At 72.0% G+C, this 22,304-nt stretch carries 15 protein-coding genes; 11 read left to right on the top strand and 4 right to left on the bottom strand.

Translation table 11 applies throughout. The features are described from left to right. The first annotated feature begins 40 nt into the window (after nt 1-40). Nucleotides 41-850 (top strand): class I SAM-dependent methyltransferase, encoded by an 810-nt coding sequence (locus LDL49_RS45595; RefSeq protein WP_225301182.1) that lies wholly within the window; start codon nt 41-43, stop codon nt 848-850. Nucleotides 851-869: 19 nt separating this feature from the next. Here the strand turns inward: LDL49_RS45595 and tuf are convergent, their stop codons facing one another. Continuing rightward, the gene (gene tuf, locus LDL49_RS45590; protein WP_225301181.1) at nt 870-2,054 is read right to left on the bottom strand and encodes an elongation factor Tu; all 1,185 of its coding nucleotides are present in this window, start codon (nt 2,052-2,054) and stop codon (nt 870-872) included. A 320-nt stretch (nt 2,055-2,374) separates the two neighbouring features. Here tuf and LDL49_RS45585 point away from each other — a divergent pair, with 320 nt between their 5' ends. The 10 genes from LDL49_RS45585 to LDL49_RS45540 all read left to right on the top strand — a co-directional run bounded on the left by LDL49_RS45585 (nt 2,375) and on the right by LDL49_RS45540 (nt 16,886). Continuing rightward, entirely contained in the window at nt 2,375-3,658 is a 1,284-nt protein-coding gene (locus LDL49_RS45585; RefSeq protein WP_225301180.1) for a PP2C family protein-serine/threonine phosphatase, read from the top strand. Nucleotides 3,659-3,744: 86 nt separating this feature from the next. After that, nucleotides 3,745-5,262: a serine/threonine-protein kinase gene (locus tag LDL49_RS45580; RefSeq protein ID WP_225301179.1), complete on the top strand. Its 1,518-nt coding sequence runs from the start codon at nt 3,745-3,747 to the stop codon at nt 5,260-5,262. Then, nucleotides 5,262-6,725: a serine/threonine-protein kinase gene (locus tag LDL49_RS45575; protein ID WP_225301178.1), complete on the top strand. Its 1,464-nt coding sequence runs from the start codon at nt 5,262-5,264 to the stop codon at nt 6,723-6,725. The genes LDL49_RS45580 and LDL49_RS45575 overlap by 1 nt, the downstream gene beginning before the upstream one ends. A gap of 127 nt (nt 6,726-6,852) precedes the next feature. Continuing rightward, a complete protein-coding gene (locus LDL49_RS45570) occupies nt 6,853-8,763 on the top strand; it encodes a S9 family peptidase (protein ID WP_225301177.1) in 1,911 nt (636 codons plus the stop codon). Next, on the top strand, nt 8,727-10,037 hold the full coding sequence (locus tag LDL49_RS45565) for a serine hydrolase (protein WP_225301176.1): 1,311 nt from the start codon (nt 8,727-8,729) through the stop codon (nt 10,035-10,037). Before LDL49_RS45570 ends, LDL49_RS45565 begins: the two co-directional genes overlap by 37 nt. Before the next feature lie 56 nt (nt 10,038-10,093). Beyond that, nucleotides 10,094-11,674 (top strand): PucR family transcriptional regulator, encoded by a 1,581-nt coding sequence (locus tag LDL49_RS45560; RefSeq protein ID WP_225301175.1) that lies wholly within the window; start codon nt 10,094-10,096, stop codon nt 11,672-11,674. A 99-nt stretch (nt 11,675-11,773) separates the two neighbouring features. After that, on the top strand, nt 11,774-13,363 hold the full coding sequence (locus LDL49_RS45555) for an ABC transporter substrate-binding protein (RefSeq protein WP_225301174.1): 1,590 nt from the start codon (nt 11,774-11,776) through the stop codon (nt 13,361-13,363). Beyond that, entirely contained in the window at nt 13,364-14,356 is a 993-nt protein-coding gene (locus LDL49_RS45550) for an ABC transporter permease (protein WP_225301173.1), read from the top strand. Continuing rightward, entirely contained in the window at nt 14,353-16,209 is a 1,857-nt protein-coding gene (locus tag LDL49_RS45545; RefSeq protein WP_225301172.1) for a dipeptide/oligopeptide/nickel ABC transporter permease/ATP-binding protein, read from the top strand. Before LDL49_RS45550 ends, LDL49_RS45545 begins: the two co-directional genes overlap by 4 nt. Continuing rightward, on the top strand, nt 16,206-16,886 hold the full coding sequence (locus tag LDL49_RS45540) for an ABC transporter ATP-binding protein (RefSeq protein WP_225301171.1): 681 nt from the start codon (nt 16,206-16,208) through the stop codon (nt 16,884-16,886). Before LDL49_RS45545 ends, LDL49_RS45540 begins: the two co-directional genes overlap by 4 nt. A 40-nt stretch (nt 16,887-16,926) precedes the next feature. On the opposite strand, the gene menC is transcribed toward LDL49_RS45540, so the two are convergent. The 3 genes from menC to LDL49_RS45525 all read right to left on the bottom strand — a co-directional run bounded on the left by menC (nt 16,927) and on the right by LDL49_RS45525 (nt 22,009). Continuing rightward, nucleotides 16,927-18,027: an o-succinylbenzoate synthase gene (menC, locus tag LDL49_RS45535; protein WP_225301170.1), complete on the bottom strand. Its 1,101-nt coding sequence runs from the start codon at nt 18,025-18,027 to the stop codon at nt 16,927-16,929. Then, nucleotides 18,024-18,788, bottom strand: a complete 765-nt coding sequence (locus LDL49_RS45530; protein WP_225301169.1) for a GNAT family N-acetyltransferase — start codon at nt 18,786-18,788, stop codon at nt 18,024-18,026. Before LDL49_RS45530 ends, menC begins: the two co-directional genes overlap by 4 nt. A 107-nt stretch (nt 18,789-18,895) precedes the next feature. Next, entirely contained in the window at nt 18,896-22,009 is a 3,114-nt protein-coding gene (locus tag LDL49_RS45525; RefSeq protein WP_225301168.1) for an AfsR/SARP family transcriptional regulator, read from the bottom strand. Nucleotides 22,010-22,304 lie beyond the last annotated feature (295 nt).

The raw sequence follows: 22,304 nt of genomic DNA, 5'->3' as shown, positions 1-22,304 counted from the left end.
GCAACTCCTCTCCCCCCTCCTCTGTCGCTAAGGAGTCGTCATGGATGCCAAGCAGTACATGGCCGGTGTGTTCGACCGTGCGTCCGGCACCTACGAACAGGTCGGCGTGCCGTTCTTCGGCCCGGTGGCCGCCGAACTGGTCCGGCAGGCCGCGCCGGAGCCGGGCGACCGGGTGCTGGACGTCGGATGCGGGACCGGTGCCTCGCTCGTCCCGGCGGCAGGGGCGGTGGGGCCGACGGGCCGGGTGGTCGGGCTGGACCTCGCGCCAGGGATGGTCGCCGCCACCACGGCCGAGATCGAGCGGCGCGGCCTGACGCACGCGACGGTCCTCCAGGGCGACGCGGAACGGGCCGAGGAGCTGCTGCCCGGAGAGCGGTTCGACGTCGTACTGGCCGGGATGATGCTGTACTTCCTGCCCGACCCGCTGGCCGCCGTACGCTCCATGACCGGCCTCCTCCGGCCCGGCGGGCGGCTGGCCGCCAGCCTGCTGGCCCAGGCGAGCCCGGCCGAGACCGAGCTGCTCGGCCTCGTGGCGCGGGCACTGGCCCCGTACACCGCCGACGCGGGCACCGCCCCCTTCCACCGCACCCTCAACACGGCCGAGGAGCTGACCGAGCTGCTCGTGGCGGGCGGCCTGGAGGGGGTCCGCTGCGAGGACGTGGTGTTCGAGGTCGTCGTCGAGGCCGGACAGGTATGGGACTGGCTGTGGTCGGCCGCCCGCCGCGCCTCCCTGGAGACGATCCCCGACGCCCTGCACCCGGAGGCCAGGGCGGCACTGGAAGACGCCCTGGCCTACGGAAGATTCGTCCTGCCCCGCACGGTCCGCTTCGCGACCGGGACCCGCCCCTGACGGGACCCGGCCGCGCGCCTCAAGCGGGCACGTCCAGTACGGTGCCCGCGCCGACCGTCAGGCCGCCCTCGCGGATCGCGAAGCCGAGGCCCGGCTCCAGAGCGACGGCCTTGCCCAGCTCGACCTCTACCTCGACCGTGTCACCCGGCTGGGCGAGGGCGTCCAGGAGGAGCTGCCCGGGTACGTCGGTGGTGCGCAGGTAGAACTGCGGCCGGTAGCCGGACGCGATCGGCCGGCGCCGCCCGCCCTCCTCCGGCGTGAGGAGGTAGATCCGGGCGGTGAACGACCGGCGGGCCCGCTGGCTGCCGGGCGCGGCCAGCACCATGCCCCGCCGCACCTGGTCGCGGCGGACACCGCGCAGCAGCACGGCGGCGTTGTCACCCGCCTCACCCCGCTCCATCGTCTTCCCGAACGTCTCCACCCCGGTCACCACCGCGGTGAAGCCGGGACCGGACCCGGACCCGTCGTCGAACCCGACGACGCCCACCGAGTCACCCACCCGGACCGCGCCACGCTCGATGGCGCCCGTGACGACCGTGCCCCGGCCGGTGACCGTGAGCACGTTCTCCACCGGCATCAGGAACGGCGCGTCCACGTACCGGACCGGCACCGGGATGTGGTCGTCGACCGCCTGGAGCAGCGCGCCGATGGACGCCGTCCACTCGGGGTCGCCTTCCAGCGCCCGCAGCCCGGAGACCCGGACCATCGGGACGTCCCGGTAGCCGTGCTCGGCGAGCAGGTCGTGCAGCTCCAGTTCGACCAGGTCGGTCAGCTCCGGGTCGGCGCCGTCGGCCTTGTTGACCGCGACGACCAGGTGCTCGACGCCGACCCGCCGGGCGAGCAGCACGTGCTCCCTGGTCTGCGGCATGATGCCGTCCTGCGCGGACACGACGAGGATCGCGCCGTCGAGCTGCGCCGCCCCCGTGATCATGTTCTTCACGTAGTCGGCGTGGCCCGGCATGTCCACGTGGGCGTAGTGCCTGGTGTCGGTCTCGTACTCGACGTGCGAGATGTTGATCGTAATGCCGCGCACGGCCTCCTCGGGCGTGCGGTCGATCCGCTCGAACGGCGTGTACGTCGCCTGGCCCCGCTGCGCGAGCACCTTGGTGATCGCGGCGGTCAGCGTGGTCTTGCCGTGGTCGACGTGGCCCATGGTGCCGATGTTGAGATGCGGCTTGTTGCGGATATAGGCCTGCTTGGCCATGATCTCTTCCTTTTGAGTCCTGGATGTGCTGTGACCCGCACGGGCCGACTACCTCCCCCCGCCGGGTCACATATGGACATCCGGGAAAAAGACTTACGGGAAGAGGTCAGCGCTCCAGGCCGTCGCAGGCACGCTCGAACGCGCCCGCGCTGGCGGGCGTCGCGAGGTGATCGTGCCTGAACATGAGGACCATAGTGAGGCCCTCAGCACCGCGGCGCAACGCGATATTCCCGGCAGGACCCGCGGGCACGGGAGGGCAGGAGGCCGTAAGGCCGCCTTACCTATGGTGACCAGGCAAAACACCTCATAGAGTGGGTGAGGTGAGCAGGCTCACCAGCTCTCGCCCGCCGGGCACGCGAAGGCCGACCACACCGATGGTCGACTATGCGGCGCTGTTCGCCGTGACGCCGTCCCCATGCCTGCTGCTCGACCCGGACCTGATGATCGTCGATGTGAACGAGGCCTACCTGCGGGCGACCGGCCGCACCGCCGAGGAGCTGATCGGCCAGCACATCTTCGCCGCCTTTCCCGACAACCCGGAGGATCCCCACGCCAGCGGCGTGAAGAACCTGAGCGCCTCGCTGCACCGCGTGCTGGCCTACCGGGAACCGGACACGATGGCGCTGCAGAAGTACGACATCCCGCTCGCCGGCTGTCCTGGAGCGTTCGAGGAGCGCTGGTGGTCCCCGATCAACACCCCCGTCCTGGCGCCGGACGGGACGCTGGCGTGGATCATCCACCGGGTCGAGGACGTGACGGAGTTCGTCCGCTCCTTCGGCCAGCGGCGCGCCACCGCCCGCCGCTCACCGAGGAGCGAGGAGATGGAGGCCGAACTGTACGGCAGGGCGCAGGAGCTCCAGCGGCTGAACGAGGAACTCCGCCTGGCCCACACCCGTGAACACCAGGTCGCGCTCGCCTTGCAGGAGGCCATGCTGCGCTGCCCGGACCTGGACCTGCACCCCGACATCGAGGTGCGTTATCTGCCCGCGGTGGAGACGCTGAACGTCTGCGGCGACTGGTACGACGTCGTCGACCTGCCGGACGGCTGCTTCGCCGTCGCGGTCGGCGACGTCGTGGGGCACGGCCTGGAAGCCGCCACCTCCATGGGGATGCTGCGCAGCGCGCTGAGCGCCGCGATCCGCGCCTTGAAGGAGCCGGCCGCCGCACTGGAAGTGCTCGGCTTGTACGCCCGTTCGCTCGAAGGGGCGCTGGCCACCACGGCGGTCAAGGCGGTGATCGACACCAGCAGGCACCGCATCACCTACAGCAGCGCCGGCCACCCGCCACCCGTCCTGCTCCACCGGGGCAACTCCTGCACGCTGCTGGACCAGGCCACCGACCCTCCGCTGGGTGCCCGCCCCGAACATGTCGCCCGTCCCCAGGCCGCACTGTCCTACGCGCCCGGCGACACCCTCGTCCTGTACACCGACGGTCTCATCGAACGCCGCGACCGGGACATCGACGTCGGCCTGGCCCTGCTGACCGACGTACTCGCTCGATCGGGCCGGCTCGACCCCGGGCACCTCGCCGACGCCCTCCTGGCCGGCATGGGCGTCAGCAGCGGCGCCCGTGACGACATCGCCCTCCTTGTCGTCCGCCTGTAGAAGCTCCGGTTTACCCGACTGGCTCACTAGATCTGACATTTCCCGCTATGGTGCCGAAGATCCCTTACGCATGTCACAGGAGCCCCATGTCGCACGTCGAGCCCCTCCGGGAGGGCGACCCCACGGCCGTGGGACCCTACCGGCTGTTCGGGCGGCTGGGCGCGGGCGGCCAAGGGGTGGTCTACCTGGGCCAGGGGCCCGACGGCAGGCCGGTCGCGGTCAAAGTGCTGCGCGAGGGGCTTGCCAATGAGCGCTTCGCCAAGGAGATCGACGCGGCGCGCCGGGTGGAGCCGTTCTGCATCGCTCAGGTGCTCGATGCCTCGCTGGGCGAGCGGCCGTACATCGTGACCGAGTACGTCGAGGGGCCCTCGCTCCAGCAGGCGGGCCGCCACGTCGGCGCCGACCTGCAGCGGCTCGCGGTGGCGACCGCGACCGCGCTGGCGGCCATTCATCAGGCGGGCATCGTTCACCGCGACTTCAAGCCCGCCAACGTGCTGCTCGGACAGGGCGGCCCCCGGGTGATCGACTTCGGGATCGCCCGGTCCGTCGAATCGGGGCTGACGGCTACCAGCAGCATCGTGGGGACGCCCGCGTACATGGCGCCCGAGCAGCTGGCCGGCGAGGGGATCGGGCCGGCCGTCGACGTGTTCGCGTGGGCGTCGGTGATCGTGTTCGCCGCCACCGGGGTGCCTCCGTTCGGTGAGGACTCACTGCCCGCGGTGATCAATCGGATCCTGCACAACGAGCCGCAGGTCGGCGACCTTCCGCAACCGTTACGCACGATCGTGCTGGGGTGCCTGGCCAAGGATCCGGCGCGTCGGCCGGCCATGCGGGACGTGTTGCTGCAGCTCCTGGGCGGACCCGCCGCCGCGCGTCCGGACGGGCCCGACGGCCGCGGTCCGGCCACGGTTCCCGGACGGCGGCGCGGGACCAGGACGGTGCTCGTCGCGGGCGTCTCCGGTGCGGGGGCGCTGGCTGTCGCGGGCGCCGTCGTCTGGGGGGCCACGAGCCTCTGGGATCTCCGGGAACCGCGGCCGAGTACGCAGTCACTGGCGTTCGCCACCACCGGGACGCCCACCTCGACGAAGACGAAAACACCTCAGCACCCGAAGACCAAGAGCCCGGCGACCACGACGAAGCCGACCGTGAAACAGACCCCTAAGCCGACGCGGACCGTGAAACCCACACCGACCGTGAAACCCACACAGCCCGTGAAATCAACACAGACCGCGAAACCCTCACAGACCGCTCCCAAACCCACGACCTCGTCGTCGAGATCCTCATCGGGCAGCGGTTCCTTCCGGATCGTGTGGGTGCGCGTCATCGGTCCCAGACACGCCGACTCCCCGGACTGCGTGTTCAACCATGGCAACATCTCCGGCCTGGTCGAGGGGACCAAACTGGCCACCGACTTCCGCTACGAATGGGTCCTGGACGGGCGGGTGGTCTCGCGCTCAGAGAGCGTCATCGCCGAAAGCCACACCCAGCAGGTCACCGGCCCGCTCGTGCAGTCGGAAGGCTCTCACCGGGTCACCTTCCGCCTCACCTCGCCCCAAGCGGTGTCGAAGGCTTTCTCGTTCACCATCTGCCCGAGCGACGATTGATGAACCCGCTCCTGCCAGAAGATCCCCCGGCCGTGGGGCCCTACCGGCTGTTCGGACGTCTGGGCGCGGGCGGCCAGGGGGTGGTCTACCTCGGCCAGGGTCCCGACGGGCGGCCGGTCGCGGTCAAGCTGCTGGCGGACGGCCTGGCCGGTGATCATCGCTTCGCCAAGGAGATCGACGCGGCGCGCCGGGTGGAGCCGTTCTGCATCGCTCAGGTGCTCGATGCCTCGCTGGGCGGCCGGCCGTACATCGTGACCGAGTACGTCGAGGGGCCCACCCTCCACGAGGCGGGCCGCCACGTCGGCGCCGACCTGCAGCGGCTCGCGGTGGCGACCGCGACCGCGCTGGCGGCGATCCACCGGGCCGGGGTGGTGCATCGCGATTTCAAACCCGCCAACGTGCTGCTCGGGCGGGACGGGCCGCGGGTCATCGACTTCGGCATCGCCCGCGCGGCCGGCCATTCGCTGACGGTGACGAGCAGCATCGTCGGCACGCCTGCCTACATGGCGCCCGAGCAGCTCGCGGGCGCCCCGCTCGGTCCCGCCGTGGACGTCTTCGCGTGGGCGTCGGTGATCGTGTTCGCCGCGACAGGAAGCCCGCCGTTCGGCGACGACTCGCTGCCCGCGGTGATCCGCCGCATACTCCACGACGAGCCGTATCTGGGCGACCTGCCGGCTCCGCTGCGCCCGATCGTGCTGTCCTGCCTGGCCAAGGACCCCGCCGCCCGGCCCGCCATGCAGGACGTCCTGCTCCGGCTCATCGGTGCCCCCGCCCCGCCCGCCGGTACGGCAGGCGACCTGACGGGCCGTCGAGCCGGTACGGCGGGGCCTGTCGTGAGCAGCCCCCGCTGGAAGGTGCTGCTGGCGGGCGCCGGGGCACTGGCGGTGTCCGGCGCCTTGGTGGCCGGGGCGATCATGTTGCTGCCCGACACGACGACGCCGACGGCCGCGCCCCTCCCGTCGGCCACGAAACAGCAGGCCACCACGACATCCAGCCCGCCGGCCAAGAAACAGGGCACCGACAAGACGCCCAGCACGCCGGCCAAGAAGCCGCGCCCCACCCGGACCGGCGGCTCGAACCCGACCAGCTCCGTCTCGAAGCAGCCGACGCCCAAGCCCACGGCCTCCCCGCGGAAAACCACGACCACGGCTGCAGCTGGGGGGACCGTACGCCTGGCGTCGCTGACCCTGGACGGGCAGCAGACCGGACCGAACTGCTACTCGCCCAGCCTCTTCCCCGTCGCCTTGCTGACGGGCCCGTCGGGCAAGCAGATCGAGTACGGCTACCGCTGGGTCGTGGACGGCCAGGACGAGGGATGGAAGACGGACTGGGTGACCGGTACGACCAAGAACCGGCGCAACCCCTTCGGCGCCTTCGAGCCGGGCCGGCACACGATCGTCTTCCACTTGCTGACCCCCTCGAAGGCCACCAAGGGAGTGACGTTCACCGTCTGCGAGCGGTAGCCCTGGGCGAGAGTCCCTGGACTGGTGGTTCGCGTTACGCGGTCGTTGGTGTTTCGCACAACGGCGGCGGTGGCCTTCGTCGGATGTGCCGAAGATGCCGTGGCCCGGCCGGGCCTACCGTACGGTCATGCCACGCCTCGTCCTCGACGACCTCTACCGCATCGCGGTCCCATCGGACCCGAGGCTGCGCCCCGATGGCGGCGCCGTCGCCTACACGCTCACCACGGCCGACCGCGACTCCGACCAGAACCAGGCCGAGGTCTGGCTGGCCGCCCCCGGATCCGAGCCGCGCCGTCTCGCCTCCGGGAGCGCGGCGCGCTGGTCGCCCGACGGCCGGCTGCTCGCCTTCCTGCGTCCTGTCGATGGGAAGGGGCAGATCCACCTGCTGCCGATGGAGGGCGGCGAGCCGCGCCGGCTCACCTCGGCGCCGCTCGGCGCCGGAGCGCCCGTGTGGTCGCCGGACGGCGGCCGGATCGCCTACAGCGGGTCGTACGGAGACCTCGACCCCCACGCGCCGGTCGTGGCCGACACCCTGGAGTACAAGGCCGACGGCGCCGGGCTGTTGCGCGGCCTGACCACGCATCTGTTCGTGGTGGACGTGGCGACGGGGGACACCGTCCAGGTGACCGAGGGCGGGTTCCATGCCGGCGAGCCGTCGTGGTCGCCGGACGGGCGGCGGCTGGCGTTCGCGGCGAGCATGGCGCCCGACCGTGACCTGGTGGTGGAGAGCGCGGTGTACGCGGTGGACGCCACCGGCCCGGCACCGGGCAAGCCGGAGCGGCTCACCGGGCCGGACGTCATCTGCACCGGCGCCTGGTGGCTCGCCGCCCCCGACGGCGCCCCCGACCGTGACGGCCAGGGCCAGGGCGACCGGCTGGTGGTGGCCGGGCTCCGCGAGGCCATCGGCCACACCCGCCTGTACACGCTCGGCCCTGACACCCTCGACGAGGTGGAGACCGGGCTCGACCGCAACGTCATGACCGGCGCCCCCGGCTACCCCGGCGCCGTCCCCGCGCTGCTGGGCGACGACCTGCTGTTCTGCGCCCGCGACCAAGGCCGCACGCATCTGTACCGCCTGCCGAGCGGGCCGGCAGCCGGGAGCGCCGGAAAGGCCGAGAAGATCGTCGGCAACGACTTCACGGTGTCCGGCGTGTCCGTAGCCGCCGGCCGGACCGCCTGGGTCGCCTCCTCTCCGCTCAGCGCCGGTGACGTCTATCTCGACGGCGAGCCCCTCACCCACCACGCCCTCCCGGACGTCGACCTGTTCACCCCGCGCCTCCGTACCTTCACCGCCCCCGACGGCACCACCATCGAGGGCTTCGTGCTGCGCGACGAGACGCGCGCCACCCCCGGCCCGCTGCTGCTCGACATGCACGGCGGCCCGCACAACGCGTGGTCGCCCGCCTTCGACGGCGCCCACCTCTACCACCAGCGGCTCGTCGCCAGCGGCTGGACCGTCCTGCTGGTCAACCCGCGCGCCAGCGACGGGTACGGCGAGGACTTCTTCACCGCCACGGTCGGCGCCTGGGGGCTGGCCGACGAGCAGGACTTCCTCGCGGCCGTGGACGACCTGGTGGCGGAGGGGGTCGCCGACCCTGATCGGCTGGCCGTCGCCGGCTACAGCTACGGTGGCTACATGGCGTGCTGGCTGTCGACCAGGACGGACCGGTTCAAGGCGGCCATCCCCGGCGGGTGTGTCAGCGACCTCGCCAGCATGGCGGGCACGTCCGACTTCGGGTCCCTCATCAAGGCGTACGAATGCCGGGGCGACCTCCAGGCCCAGTCACCGATCGCCCAGGTGGCCCGCGTCACCACGCCCACCCTGCTCCTGCACGGCGACAGCGATGACCGCTGTCCCGTCGGCCAGGCCGAGCAGTGGTTCGCCGCGCTGCGCGAGCAGGGGGTGCCGGTCCGGCTGGTCCGTTATCCGGACGCCTCGCACCTGTTCATTCTCAACGGGCGCCCCTCACACCGGTACGACTTCAACGAGAGGATCATCACGTGGCTGGAGCAATGGGTCACCGGCTCGCCGAGCTGATCGCCGAGCACGAGGTGCCGGGGGCCGCGCTGGCCTACCTGCACCGGGGCGAGGTGCACGAGTTCGCGGCGGGGACGCTCAACAAGGACACCGGCGTCGAGGCGACCCCCGACTCCCTGTTCCAGATCGGCTCCGTCACCAAGGTGTGGACCGCGACCCTGCTCATGCGGCAGATCGAGCGCGGCCGGCTGACGCTCGACACGCCGGTGGCCGAGGTGCTGCCCGAGTTCAGGGTGGCCGACGCGGAGGTCTCCAAGACCGTCACGGTCAGGCACCTGCTCTCCCACACCAGCGGCATCGACGGCGACCTCTTCCTCGAGACCGGGCGCGGCGACGACTGCGTGGAGAAGTACGTCGCGGCCTGCGCCGACCTGGCCCAGATCCACCCGCTCGGCGCCACCCAGTCCTACTGCAACTCCGGCTTCACCGTCGCCGGCCGGATCCTGGAGAAGCTCGAGGGCAAGCGCTGGGACGACGTGCTGCGCGAGCAGATCGTCGAACCGCTCGGCCTCACCCACACCTGGACCCTGCCGGAGGACGTGCTGCGCTTCCGCGCCGCCATGGGTCACGTCGACGGCGCGACCGCCCCCGTGTGGGGCCTCATGCGCTCGGCCGGGCCCGCCGGGCTCATCTGCGCCCGGCCCGCCGACGTCGTCGCGTTCGCCCGCGCCCACCTCGAAGGCGGCCTCCTGGACGACCCGCGCGCCATGTGGGAGCCGCAGGTCGACATCCCCAACCCGTACGCGCTGGGCAGGCAGTGGGGCATCGGCTGGATCCTCGACGAATGGGACGGGCACCGGGTCATCTCCCACGGCGGCAACACCATCGGCCAGCACGCCATGCTCTGGGCCGTACCGGACACCGGCACGATCGTGTGCGTCACCGCCAACGGCGGCCACAGCGGCGCGTTCACGCACGCCGTGGCCACCGAGCTGTTCGCCGAGCTGGACGGCCTGACCGTGCCGCGCAGGCTGGGGCCGCCCGAGACGCCCGTCCAGGTCGAGGTCGACGGCTACGCGGGCGTCTACGAGCGGGCCGGGTACCGCGCCACGCTGACCGTCCGCGACGGCGACCTGTGGATCTACAGCGAGGCCACCGGCGCTCTCGCCGCGCTCCAGGAGCCGATGGAGATGCGGCTCGTCCCCGTGGACGAGGTCACCTTCGTCTGCCGCCGGGAGGAGGATCCGGACTGGATGTCGGCGGTGTTCTACCGGCTCGAGGACGGTTCGCCGTACATCCACCTGGGCGCGCGCGCCACTCCGAAGATCAGCTGACCATGCCGGGCCACGGCCGTCCGCGCGCCGGCCTGGGCCCGGACTACGGTGAGTGGATGAACGACCGCCCGCGCGCCAGCCTAGGACGGATCCTGAACGACCTCGGCAGCACCGTGATCGACGTGGCCGCCTCGCCGGGCGACCTCGACGCCGAGGTGACCGGGGTGCACATCTTCGATCCGCTCGACGAGCTGATCGTCCCGCCGGGCGGCATCCTGCTGGCGGTCGGCGTGCAGGGGACGGCGGAGATCTGCGCGCTGCTCACGCGGGCCCCGGCGGCGGCCGGCGTGGTGGTCAAGCTGCCCGTGGACGCCGACGAGCAGGTGCGCGCGACCGTGCTGGAGACCGGGGTGGCCGTACTCGGCCTCACCAGGGCCGCCTCCTGGGCCCAGGTCGCCGCCCTGCTGCGCTCCCTGCTGGCGGAGGGCGACCTGGCCGGGCCGGGGGAGGGGCCGCAGGGCGACCTGTTCTCGCTGGCCAACGCGGTCTGCGCGCTGCTCGACGCGCCCATCACGATCGAGGACAGGTCCGCCCGGGTGCTGGCCTACTCCGAACGGCAGGACGAGGCCGACCAGGGCCGGATCGCCACCGTGCTCGGCCGCCAGGTGCCCGAGCGCTACCAGCGGATGCTCGACGAGAACGGCTTCTTCAAGCTGCTCTACCAGAGCCACGAGCCCGTCTACTTCGAACTCGACGGCGACAGTATCAACCGGGCGGCAGTCGCCGTGCGGACGGGTGACGAGATCCTCGGCTCCATCTGGGCCGCCGTCCGCGAGCCGCTCACGCCCCAGCGGCAGCGCGCGCTCGCCGACGCGGCCAAGATCGTCGCCCTGCAGCTGCTGCGCGAGCGGGCCGGCGCCGACACCCAGCGGCGGCTCCGCAGCGACCTGCTGTCCACCGTGCTCGCGGGCGGCGCCGACGCGCCCGAGGCCGCCGCGCGGCTCGGCATCGCCACCGCCCGGCTGTGCGTGCTCGCCGCGCAGCTCGCGCACCCCGCCGACGACCCGGCGCGCGCCGAGAGCGACCGGCAGCGCTTCGCCGACGCGCTCGCGCTGCACGTCGGCGCCATCCACCCCAAGGCGGCCGCCGCGCTCGTCGGCTCGGTGGCCTACGCGGTGCTGCCGCTGCAGGCGGGCGGTGAGGAGGAGGCGCGGGCCGTACGCGTCGCGGAGAGCTTCCTGGCCAGGGTCGGGCCGCGGCACTCGGCCAGCGTCGGCGTCGGCCGCCTGGCCGTCAGTCTCGCCCACGTCGCCAGGTCCCGCGCGGACGCCGACCGGGCGCTGCGGGTCCTGCTCGCCCGCGGCGCGACGGGCCAGGTCGCCGGCTACACCGCCGTGCACTTCGAGTCGCTGCTGCTCCAGGTCGCCGACGTGGCGGCGGCGGAGGACCAGGCGCCGACCGGCCCCTACCAGCGGCTGCTCGACCACGACGCCGAGCACGGCAGCGACCTGGTCGCCACGCTGCGGGCCTACCTGGACGCGTTCGGCGACGTCAACGCCGCCTCGGCCAGGGTCCACGTACACGCCAACACCTTCAGGTACCGGCTCAAGCGGCTCACCGAGATCAGCGGGCTCGACCTGTCCGACGCCGACGCCCGGCTCACGGTCATGCTCCAGATGCGCATCTTCGGGCGATAGCACCACGCCCGCCGCGCTTTTCGTTACAGCGCACGAAGAACGATCTACGGTCAGCGACGAGGGTGGTGCCTCAGATCCCACTCCCCTGGAGCGCCCCACATGAGAAAACCAGCCGCGCTCGTCGCGCTGGCCCTGCTCGCCGCGGCCTGCGGCGGCACTGCGGGCACAGAAACAGGCACCGGCTCGGGGACGGGCGCGCCGGTCACCGGCGGCACGTTCTCCTTCGCCATCAGCGCCGACCCCGGCGTGCTCGACCCCGCCATGGGCGTGCTGTCGGTCACCAACCAGGTGCTCGCGTTCGCGTACGACACCCTCGTCGGCGTCGGCGCCGACGGCCGGATCGTCCCGGGACTCGCCGAGAAGTGGCAGGTCAAGCCCGACTCGGTGACCTTCACCCTGCGCAAGGACGCGACCTGTTCCGATGGCGCCAAGCTCACCCCCTCCGACGTGGCCGAGAACGTCAACCACATCGCCGACCCCGCCACCAAATCGCCCATCTACGGCGTTCTCGTGCCCACCGGGATGAAGGCCAAGGCGGACGACGCGGCGGGCACCGTGACCCTGTCCACGCCCGAGCCCTTCAGCTTCATCCTGGAGAGTGCCGAGCAGATGTACATCGTGTGCGGCAAGGGCGTCGAGGACCGTTCGGCGCTCGCCCACGCCACCTCCGGCTCCGGCCCCTACCGGCTCACCGAGTCGGTCTCGGGCGACCACTACACCTTCAAGGTCCGCAGGGAGTACGTCTGGGGCCCCGGCGGGGCCACGGCCAAAAACCTGCCCGAGACGGTCACGCTGAAGGTCGTGCCCAACGAGCAGACCGCCGCCAACCTGCTCGTCGCCGGCACGCTCAACGGCGCCACCTTCTACGGCCCCGACCGCGCCCGCGTGGCGGCCACCCCGGGAGTCGTCAAGAACGTCCTGCCCTTCGGGAACGGCCAGTTCTTCTACCACCAGGGTGACGACCGGCCCGCCCACGACCCGGCCGTACGCAAGGCGCTCACCCAGGCCGTCAACCTCAAGGAGCTGGCCGGGATCGCCGCCAGCGGCACCGGCCGGCCCGCCACCGGGCTCGTCCTCGACCCGCGGCCCTGCCAGGGCGACACGGTCACCGGGCACGTGCCCGCCAACGACCCGGCCGCGGCCGCCGCCGCCCTGGACGCGGCGGGGTGGCGAGCCGGCGCCGACGGCGTCAGGGTCAAGGACGGCAAGCGGCTGACGCTGCGCTTCGTCTATCCCACCACCAGGGGATCCGGGGTGCAGGCGGCGGCCGAGTACCTGGGCGCCGCCTGGAAGAAGGCCGGCGTCGAGGTGAAGCTGAACGGCATCATCGACGCCAAGCTGGCGGAGTCGCTCAACGTCACCCAGGACTGGGACGCCATCTGGCTGCCGATCGCCGTCACCCTGCCGAGCCAGCTCGTCGGCTTCCTGTCGGGGCCGGCCGCGCCCAAGGGCGCCAACTTCGCCCACCTGACCAACTCCCGCTACACCTCGCTCGTCGCGCAGGCCTCGGGAAAGCCGGCGGCCGAAGGCTGCAAGCTGTGGCTGGAGGCCGAGTCGGCGCTGTTCGAGAACGCCGACCTGGTCCCGGTCGTGGAGAACACCGTGCTGGCCGCCGGCAAGGGCGGCACGTTCCGCATGATGGCCGGGGGCGTCGTGCCGACCTCGATCCGCCTCACGCGGGGAGGCTGAGTGCGCGAGCTCCACAAGAGCGGACCCGGCTCGCCGCGCCGGGTGCGGTCGCGCGGCCCGCGGTGGGTGGTGCGGCAGGTCGTGCGGTTCGCCGTCTCCCTCGCCGCGCTGCTCGTCGCGTCCTTCGCGATGATCCATTTCATCCCGGGTGACCCGGTACGTGCCTCGCTCGGGCCGGCCGCGCCGATCGAGCTCGTCCAGGCGCGTACGGCGGCGCTGGGGCTCGACCGGTCGATCCCCGAGCAGTTCCTCACCTACACGGGCCACGTGCTGTCCGGAAATTTCGGGACCTCGTTTCTTTCGGGGGAGCCGGTCGTCGAGATCGTCGCCGCCCGGCTGCCCAACACGCTGGCCCTGGCCCTGCTGGCGACCGTGGTGGCGCTGCTGGTGGCGGTGCCGCTCGGCATGTGGGCGGCCGTCCGCACCGAGAACGGCCGCAACCGTGGCACCGAGTACGCCTTCACCACCGTGACGGGCACGGCCGTCGCCGTGCCCGAGTTCCTGTACTCGATCGCGCTGGTGACCGTCTTCGCCATCGGTCTCGGCGCGTTCCCGCCCGCGGGCAAGGCGGGCGCCGCCTCGTACGTGCTGCCCGTCCTCGCGCTGGCGATCGGCCCGATCGCCATGATCGCCCGCATCTCCCGCGCTGAGACGCTGCGCGAGCTGGGCACCGACTACGTACGTTTGGCGCGCGCCAAACGCCTGCCCGCCGCCCGCCTCTACCTCAGGCACGTGCTGCCCAACACGCTCACCGCCACCCTCACCCTGGGCGGCCTGCTGCTCTCGGCGCTGATCGCGGGCAGCGTGCTGGTCGAGTACGTCTTCGCCTGGCCGGGGCTCGGCATGAAGATCGTCGAGTCGATCACGCAGAAGGACTATCCGGTCGCCCAGGGCGTCATCCTCGTCTACGGCGCGATCGTGCTCGTCGTGAACCTCGCCGTCGACCTGGCCCTGGCCGCGCTCGACCCTACCTCCAAGATCAGGGAGGCGTGAGTGACACCCCGCCCGCCGCACACACGCGCCGGGGGTTCCCGATGAAGCCCCGGCTGCCGCGCACGCCCGCGGCGGTCGCCGGAGCCGTGCTCGTCGCGGCCATGATCATGCTGGCCGTCGCCGGGCCGCCCATCTGGGGCGCGAGCGCCGAGCGCATCGACGCGGCGGCCATCCTCCAAGGGGCGTCCGCCGCCCACCCGCTCGGCACCGACAGCCTGGGCCGCGACCTGCTCGCCAGGGTGCTCGTGGCCGGCCGCTTCTCCCTGGCGCTGGCGCTGGCCGCCACACTCATCGGCGGTCTGGCCGGGATCGTGCTCGGCGCCCTCCCGTCCGTGCTGCCGGGCCGGCCCGCCCGGCTGATCACCGGGACGGTCAACGCCCTGGTCGCCTTCCCCGGGCTGCTGCTGGCCATGTTCACCGCCGTCGTCTCCGGGCTGGGCGCCCGCGGCGCGGTCCTCGGCATCGGGGTCGCCATCGCGCCCGGATTCGCCCGGCTCACCCAGACGCTGGCCGCGACCGTCGCCGGATCCGACTACGTGTCGGCCGCCCGGATGCTCGGCGTGTCCCGCCGCCGGATCCTGACCGGGCACGTGCTGCCCAACATCGCCGAGCCGCTCATCCTGCAGCTCACCCAGGCGCTCGGCGGCGCCCTGCTCGGCCTGGCCGGGATGTCGTTCCTGGGCCTGGGCGTGCAGCCGCCGTCGTTCGACTGGGGCAGGCTGCTGTACGACGGGTTCGCCCGCATCTACGTCACGCCCGAGGTCGCCCTCGGCCCGGCGGCGGCCATCGCGCTCGCCGGCATCGGGTTCAACCTGCTGGGCGACGCCATGGCCAAGGCCGCCGCCCGTACCGCCGCGGGCGGGAAGGCGTCGGACACGGCGGTTCCGCCCGATCCCGGCGAGCCGAACCCCGGAGCGGTGCTTGAGGTCAGGGATCTGACCGTCGCGTTCCCCGGCGGCGTGACACCCGTACGCGGGCTGTCGCTGACCATCGCGCCCGGCGAGATCGTCGGCCTGGTGGGGGAGTCGGGCAGCGGCAAGAGCCTGACCGCCGCCGCGATCGGCGGGCTCGTCCCCTATCCGGGCACGGTCGCCTACGGGCGGCTGCTGCTCGGCGGCCGGGACGTCGCCACGCTGTCGGGCAAGGCGCTCGGCACGACGCTGGCCATGGTGTTCCAGGACCCCATGGCCTCGCTCAACCCGGCGCTGCGGGTGGGCGGGCAGCTCGCCGAGGTGGCGAGGGTGCACCAGGGCGCCGGGCGGGCCGAGGCGAACCGGCGGGCCGTGGACCGGCTCGGGCACGTCCACCTGCCCGACCCGGCCGCGCGCGCCCGGCAGCACCCGCACGAGCTGTCCGGCGGCATGCGGCAGCGCGCGGTGATCGCGATGGGCCTCATGGCCACGCCGCGGCTGATCATCGCCGACGAGCCGACCACGGCGCTCGACGTGACCGTGCAACGGCAGATCCTGCGGCTGCTGCGCGAGGTCACCGAGGAGAGCGGCGCGGCCGCGCTGTTCATCACGCACGACATCGCCGTGGTGGGCGAGCTGTGCGACCGGGTCATGGTCATGTACGCGGGCCGGGTCGTGGAGGAGCTGCCTGTCTCCAGGCTGGCCGCCGAGGCCGCGCACCCGTACACGCGGGCGCTCATCGCCTCCCTGCCCGACATGGCCACCGACCGGGACAAGCCCCTCGCGAGCATCCCCGGCCGCCAGCCCGCCCCCTCGGAGGTGGGCCCCGGCTGCGCCTTCGCGGACCGGTGCGCCCTGGCGACCGCCCGCTGCTCCGCCGAACGTCCCCCGCTCATCCCGTACGGCGAGGCGGGCCGCGTGGCCTGCTGGGAGGTCAAATGATCATCGAAGACCTGACCGTGCGCTTCGGCGCGTTCACCGCGGTCGACCGGGTCACGCTGGAGATCCCCCCTGGCCGGATCGTCGGGCTCGTCGGCGAGTCGGGGTCGGGCAAGTCGTCGCTGGCCAGGGCGGTGAGCGGCCTGGTGCCGTACACGGGCCGGATCGACGGGGCACGCAACGTCCAGATGGTCTTCCAGGACCCGTACGCCTCGCTGGACCCGCGCATGACGGTCGGCGAGTCGGTGGGGGAGGGGGTAAGGCGTGACCGGGCGGGGCGGCGGGCCGAGGTGGAGCGGTTGCTGGGGCTCGTCTCGCTCCCCGCTGGCCTGGCCGGGCGCTATCCGCGCGAGCTGTCCGGCGGCCAGCGGCAGCGGGTCGCCATCGCCCGGGCGCTCGGCGCCGCGCCCGACCTGCTGGTCGCCGACGAGATCACCAGCGCGCTCGACGTGTCCGTCCAGGGCGCGGTGCTCAACCTCGTGCGCTCGCTCCGCGACGAACTGGGCCTGTCGATGCTGTTCATCTCGCACAACCTGGCAGTCGTCCGGTACGTCTCCGACGTCGTCGCGGTCATGCACCAGGGCCGCGTCGTCGAGTCCGGGCCCACGGAGCGGGTGGTCGGCGAGCCCGCCCACGACTACACGCGCGCCCTCCTGGAGGCGGTGCCCCGGCTCACCTGAGGGCTTATCGGGGGGCTCGTCGGAGGGCGGACCGGAGGGCTCAGAGAGTGATCCACTCGGTGGCGGTGGTGACCTCGTCGAGCAGGGCCGGGATGGGCGCGACGCCCAGCCCCGGCCCGGTCGGCACCGCCAGGTGGCCGTCGCTCAGCTCGAACGGCTCGGTGATGTCGGTGGCGAAGTAGCGGCGCGAGGCCGAGGTGTCGCCCGGCAGCGTGAACCCGGGCAGCGCGGCCAGCGCCACGTTCGCGGCCCGGCCGAGCCCGGTCTCCAGCATGCCGCCGCACCACACCGCGATCCCGTTCGCCCGGCACAGGTCGTGGATGCGGCGGGCCTCCAGGTAGCCGCCGATCCGGCCGGGCTTGATGTTGACGATCGAGCAGGAGCCCAGCGCGATCGCGGCGGCGGCGTGCTCGACCGACTCGATCGACTCGTCCAGGCAGATCGGCGTCCGCAGCTGCTTGGCCAGCTTGGCGTGCTGGACGAAGTCGTCGTTGGCCAGGGGCTGCTCGATGAGCAGCAGGCCGAAGTCGTCCAGCTTGGCCAGCTGGCGGGCGTCCACGAGCGTGTAGGCGGCGTTCGCGTCGACCTGGAGGAGAATGTCGTCGCCGAACCGCTCGCGCACCGCCCTGACCGGCTCCACGTCCCAGCCGGGCTCGATCTTCAGCTTGATCCGCACGTACCCCTCGCCGAGGTAGCCCTCGACGGCGTCGAGCAGCTGCGGGATCGAGTCCATGATGCCGACGGAGACCCCGCTCGGCACCCGGTCGCGGGCCGCGCCGAGGAAGCGGCCGAACGACTCGCCCGACGCCCTGAGCTGGGCGTCCAGCACGGCCGTCTCCAGGGCGGCCTTGGCCATCCGGTGCCCCTTGATCGGCTCCAGGGCCCGGCCGACGGCGTTCGCGTCGAGGGTGCGGGGCAGGGCGGGCAGCAGGAAGCGCCGGATCACCTCGGCCGCGCCGTCGACGTACTCGGGGGAGTAGAGCGGCTCCGACATGGCCACGCACTCGCCCCAGCCCTCGGCGTCGGGCGTCACCACCCGGACCAGCAGCACGTCGCGGGCCGTCTCGGTGCCGAACGAGGTGCGGAACGGCGCCACCAGCGGCATCGCGATCCGCCGCAGCTCAACTCCGGTGATCTTCACGCTTTCTCCACTACGTAAAAGGACTTCTGATGGAACCCGGTGACGACGCGGCCTTCGGCGATCAGGCCGCCCAGGACGTCCCGCATGGCGTGACGCCATGCCTTGGCCGTTCCCGGGTCGGCCCGGCGCAACCCCTCGATGTCCGGCGGCGCGGCCACCAGCACCGTCGCGGCGTCCGTACGGCCCGGCACCGGCCGGCCCCCGTCGTCGGCCAGGCCCACCACCGCGTCGCCCGGCACGTGGACCGGCCACGGTTCCCGTCTGGCGAGGGCCTCGACATGCGGCGCGGACAGCTCCCAGACGGCCAGCATCCGGTCGGACTCGTCGCCCTGGTTGATCTCGTCGTCCATGATGCCGTAGAAGCCGGGCAGGTATTCGCGCGGGCGCGCGCCCAGCTTGGCCAGGTTGAAGTGGGCGTTGCGGCGTACCAGCGGATCGTAGGTCCAGGTGACCCGGCCCAGCTCGCGCTCCAGCGCCCACCGGCGCTGGTGCAGCTTGAGCTCGAACCCGATGCCGCGTCCGGCGGAGGCGCCGGTGATGTGGGAGTGCAGCGCGTTGCCCGCCGCGAGGAATCCGACGGACCCGCCGGCCATCCGGTCGCCGTCGAAGGCGCCCGCGACGTAGCCGCCGGCGTGCGACAGCGCCCGCATCAGCTCGACCGTGATCGGCTGCCCGCCCTGGTCGAACCGCCAGATGCCGTCGAACAGCGCGAACAGTCTCTCGAACTCCGCGATCTCGTGTAGTTCTCTGACCGCGATCAACCTGCCGGCCCTCCGAGTAGTCGATGTCACCCGCGACCGTACGCCAGAGTGAGGGGCCGGGATTCGTGCCGGTTCACAAGAGGATGAGCGTTCTTCGTCGCCGAGCCCTACGGGGAGCAGGGCGACGGCTCGGCGAGCGTGACTTCCCGAGCCAGGGCCGGCTGAAGCCGGGTGTGCAGGCCCAGGGCGGAGAAGACGGCCTCACGGCCGTGGACGGGGCCAAGGGACGTTCCAGCGCGGCAGGCGTCTTCGAGCAAGCCGTCGTCGCCCATGCTGTCGATCTCGCGGGTGATGGCGAGGGCTTGATGGAGGTGGTCGGTGGCTTCGGTGTGCCGGTCGGTGGCCAGGTGGGTGAAGCCGATGGCGATGAGGGCGAGGCTTTCGCCCCAGCGGTCACCGGTCTCCCTGGTGATGGCGAGCGCTTGGCGGAGGTGGTCGGTGGCTTCGGTGTGCCGGCCGGTGGCCAGGTGGGTGAAGCCGATGGCGATGAGGGCGAGGCTTTCGCCCCAGCGGTCACCGATCTCGCGGGTGATGGCGAGCGCTTGGTGGAAGTGGTCGGTGGCTTCGGTGTATCGGCCGGTGGCCAGGTGGGTGAAGCCGATGGCGATGAGGGCGAGGCTCTCGCCCCAGCGATCGCCGATGTCGCGGGTGATGGCGAGCGCCCTTTCCAGCGGGGGCACACTCGCGGCGTGCTGATCGAGCTGACGGTAGGCGTTGCCGATGCCGATGAGCGCCCGGCCTTGGCCACACCGGTCATCCACCTCCGCATAGAGGGCAAGTGACCGGTGTTGCTGGTCGAGCGCCTCGGCGAATCGGCCCGAGCGGTCATAGATGAAGCCCAGATGGTTGCGCGTCTTGGCTTCGCCCCAGCGATCGCCGCTCTCCTGGTCCAGGACGAGCGCCCGGCCGTGGTGCCTGAGCGCCTCGGAGAGGTGCCCGGATCGCCAGTAGGCGAAGCCGAGATTCTTCGTCGTCTCGGCCAGCGCGCGAGGATCGCCGGCACCCCTCGCGGCGTCGAGAGCCAGGAGATGCGTGTCGATCCAGTCGCGGACATGGCCGCGGACGAAGAAGAACCGCCACAGGGCATGGGGAAGCCGCCAGGTATGGGCATCCCATCGGTGCTCGGCCGACAACCTGGTGGCCGCGATGAGGTTGGCGCGCTGGTCGTCCAGCCACGCCATCGCGTCCGCGGGCCCGGCCAGGACGGGCGGGTCGGCGGGCACGTGGGTGATCGTCAGGGGGAACCGCCTCCTGGTGGGTTCGAGGAGGTCGGCGGCGCGATCAGCGGTGTGGAGATACCAGTCCAGAACGCGGCGGACCGCGGTCCGCCGCTCGGTCCCGCTGTCCTCCCGGCGGGACCGCTCGACGGCGTAGACGTGGAGCAGGTCGTGGAATCGGTGACGATCCCGGCCGGTCCCTCCCAGCAGGGACCGGCCGGTGAGGAGGTCGAGCAGCCGCCGTGCCTCGGAGGTGGTGACGCCGGCCAGCGCCGCCGCCTCGGGCGGGCTGACGTCGGCTCCCGGATGCAGGCTCAACATGCGGAACATGCGCGCGGCCGATGGTTCCAGCGCCCGGTACGACCAGGAGAACACCGCCCGGAGGCTGGCCTCATGGTCGTCGGCGGTGTCGAGCGTGTCCAAGGCGGTCCGCTGGTCCCGCACCTCTTCCGCCAGATCCCGCAGCGAGCTGCCGGGCCGGCAGGTGGCGTGTTCGGCGGCGATGGTCAGCGCCAGGGGAAGGTGAACACACGATCGGGCCAGCTCCTCGGTGGCCTGTGCCTGGGCGCCGATCCGTTCGGGCCCGAGGATCCTGGTCAGCAGGGCGGCCGATTCGGCGGGGGAGAACTGCTCGAGCAGGACATGGTGTGCCCCTTCGCGTACGGCCAGCCCGCGCAGCTGACTGCGGCTGGTGACCAGCACGACAGCGTGCGAACCCGGCAGCAACGGCCGCACCTGCGCCGAGTCGCGGGCGTTGTCGAGCAGCATCAGCACCCGGCGGCCGGCCAGTACGCTGCGCAGCATCGACGAGCGAGCGTCTGTCCGCGCGGGGATCCGCCCGGGCGGCACGGCCAGCGCGTGGAGGAGCTGCTCCAGCGCGGTGCCGGGGTCGACGTGGCCGCCCGGCCCGAAGCCGCGCAGGTCGAGGTAGAGGAGTCCGTCCGGAAAGCGGTCCATCGCACGGTGGGCCCAGTGCACCGCCAGCGCGGTCTTGCCCACACCGCCCATTCCGCTGATCGTGGCGATCACGATGGGCGGCGACGTTTCGTGGTCGCTGGCCATGAGGAGATCATCGAGAGCCTTCAGCTCATCCTCCCGCCCGGTGAAAGAGGCGATGCCGGATGGCAGCTGCTGAGGAACGCCGTCGCCGGTGAATGGCTCCAGCGATTTCTCCCTTGGCTCCGGCTCCTCGTCGGCGCCGAGCGGGAGCGCTGGAGGCATGTGCCGGGAAACCGGCGGCGTGCCCGGATGCGTCTCGTCGAGTATTCGGGCGGAATCGGGATCGTCATTCAGTATGGCGGCGTGGACGCGGACCAGTTCCTGAGTCGGATCGATGCCGAGCTCTTTCCGCAGCAGTCCGTCGATGGTCCGGTAGGTTTCCAGCGCTTCCGCCCGGCGGCCGGCCTTGTGCAGCGCGATCATCAACTGGGCCCACAGCCGCTCATGGTAGGGATGGTCCGCCGTCGCCTCCTTGAGAGTGATGATCGTCTCGTCGTGACGGGCGAGCTGAAGGCCGAGTTGAAACCACCGTTCTATGGCCCGGAGTCGTTCCTCCATGACCCAGGGCACCTCTTCGCGGTGCAACGACTCCGACGGGACATCGGCCAGCACGGGTCCCCGCCACAGCGCCAGCGCCCGCCGGAGAAGATCGGCTTTACCGGCGGCATCGTGGGCACCCGCCGCTCGCACGGTCAGCTCCCGGAACGTCGACAGATCGAGGCTGCCGGGCGGGAGCTCGATGGAATAGCTGTCGTTGAAGGTATGGATCAGGCGGTGGGCGTCATGATGGCCGTCGCCCAGCGCGCGTCGCAGCCGCGCGACGTGGGTGTGCAGCGCGCCGCGGGCGTCGTTCGGCGGCCTGCCATTCCAGATCCGCTCGATCAGCTGGTCGTGCGAGACCTTCTGACCGGCCTGGAGGAGGAGGGTGGCCAGAACGCCCCGTTGTTTGGCGGCCGGCAGGGAAACCGGTCGGCCGGCCCGCGAGATCTCGAGTGTGCCCAACACCCCGAAATGGAAGAGAGGTTCTGGTTCAATATCCACAATTATCCTGACGTCGCACGCCTGGCTGCCCTGACCCGAATTTCTTCGGCCTGCTCGGCGTAGTTGTTTCTGAGCGTAATGAGCGGGCCTCGCGTACCACTCACACTCTTCTTTCAGCCTCCTCACGCCGTCGGCCCATCGTGTGCCCGGCGATCGACGGTCGCCAGGTGGCGGGCCAGGGGCGCGATGACAGCGGCGCGACAGCCGGACGTGTGCAGGGCTGCGCGCGCATTGCCGGGGAGCTGATCGCCGCGTCTAC

Origin of the sequence: Nonomuraea aurantiaca, assembly GCF_020215705.1 — a bacterium.
Lineage (GTDB): Bacteria > Actinomycetota > Actinomycetes > Streptosporangiales > Streptosporangiaceae > Nonomuraea > Nonomuraea aurantiaca.
The sequence above is the reverse complement of the archived record's forward strand: the minus strand, read 5'-3'. Positions and strand labels throughout refer to the sequence as shown.

Excerpts from the sequence above, each read along its gene's own strand:
- LDL49_RS45580 (WP_225301179.1), top strand. The coding sequence starts at position 3,745 with ATGTCGCACGTCGAGCCCCTCCGGGAGGGCGACCCCACGGCCGTGGGA.
- tuf (WP_225301181.1), bottom strand. The coding sequence starts at position 2,054 with ATGGCCAAGCAGGCCTATATCCGCAACAAGCCGCATCTCAACATCGGC.
- LDL49_RS45575 (WP_225301178.1), top strand. The coding sequence starts at position 5,262 with ATGAACCCGCTCCTGCCAGAAGATCCCCCGGCCGTGGGGCCCTACCGG.
- LDL49_RS45570 (WP_225301177.1), top strand. The coding sequence starts at position 6,853 with ATGCCACGCCTCGTCCTCGACGACCTCTACCGCATCGCGGTCCCATCG.
- LDL49_RS45560 (WP_225301175.1), top strand. The coding sequence starts at position 10,094 with ATGAACGACCGCCCGCGCGCCAGCCTAGGACGGATCCTGAACGACCTC.
- LDL49_RS45540 (WP_225301171.1), top strand. The coding sequence starts at position 16,206 with ATGATCATCGAAGACCTGACCGTGCGCTTCGGCGCGTTCACCGCGGTC.
- LDL49_RS45595 (WP_225301182.1), top strand. The coding sequence starts at position 41 with ATGGATGCCAAGCAGTACATGGCCGGTGTGTTCGACCGTGCGTCCGGC.
- LDL49_RS45555 (WP_225301174.1), top strand. The coding sequence starts at position 11,774 with ATGAGAAAACCAGCCGCGCTCGTCGCGCTGGCCCTGCTCGCCGCGGCC.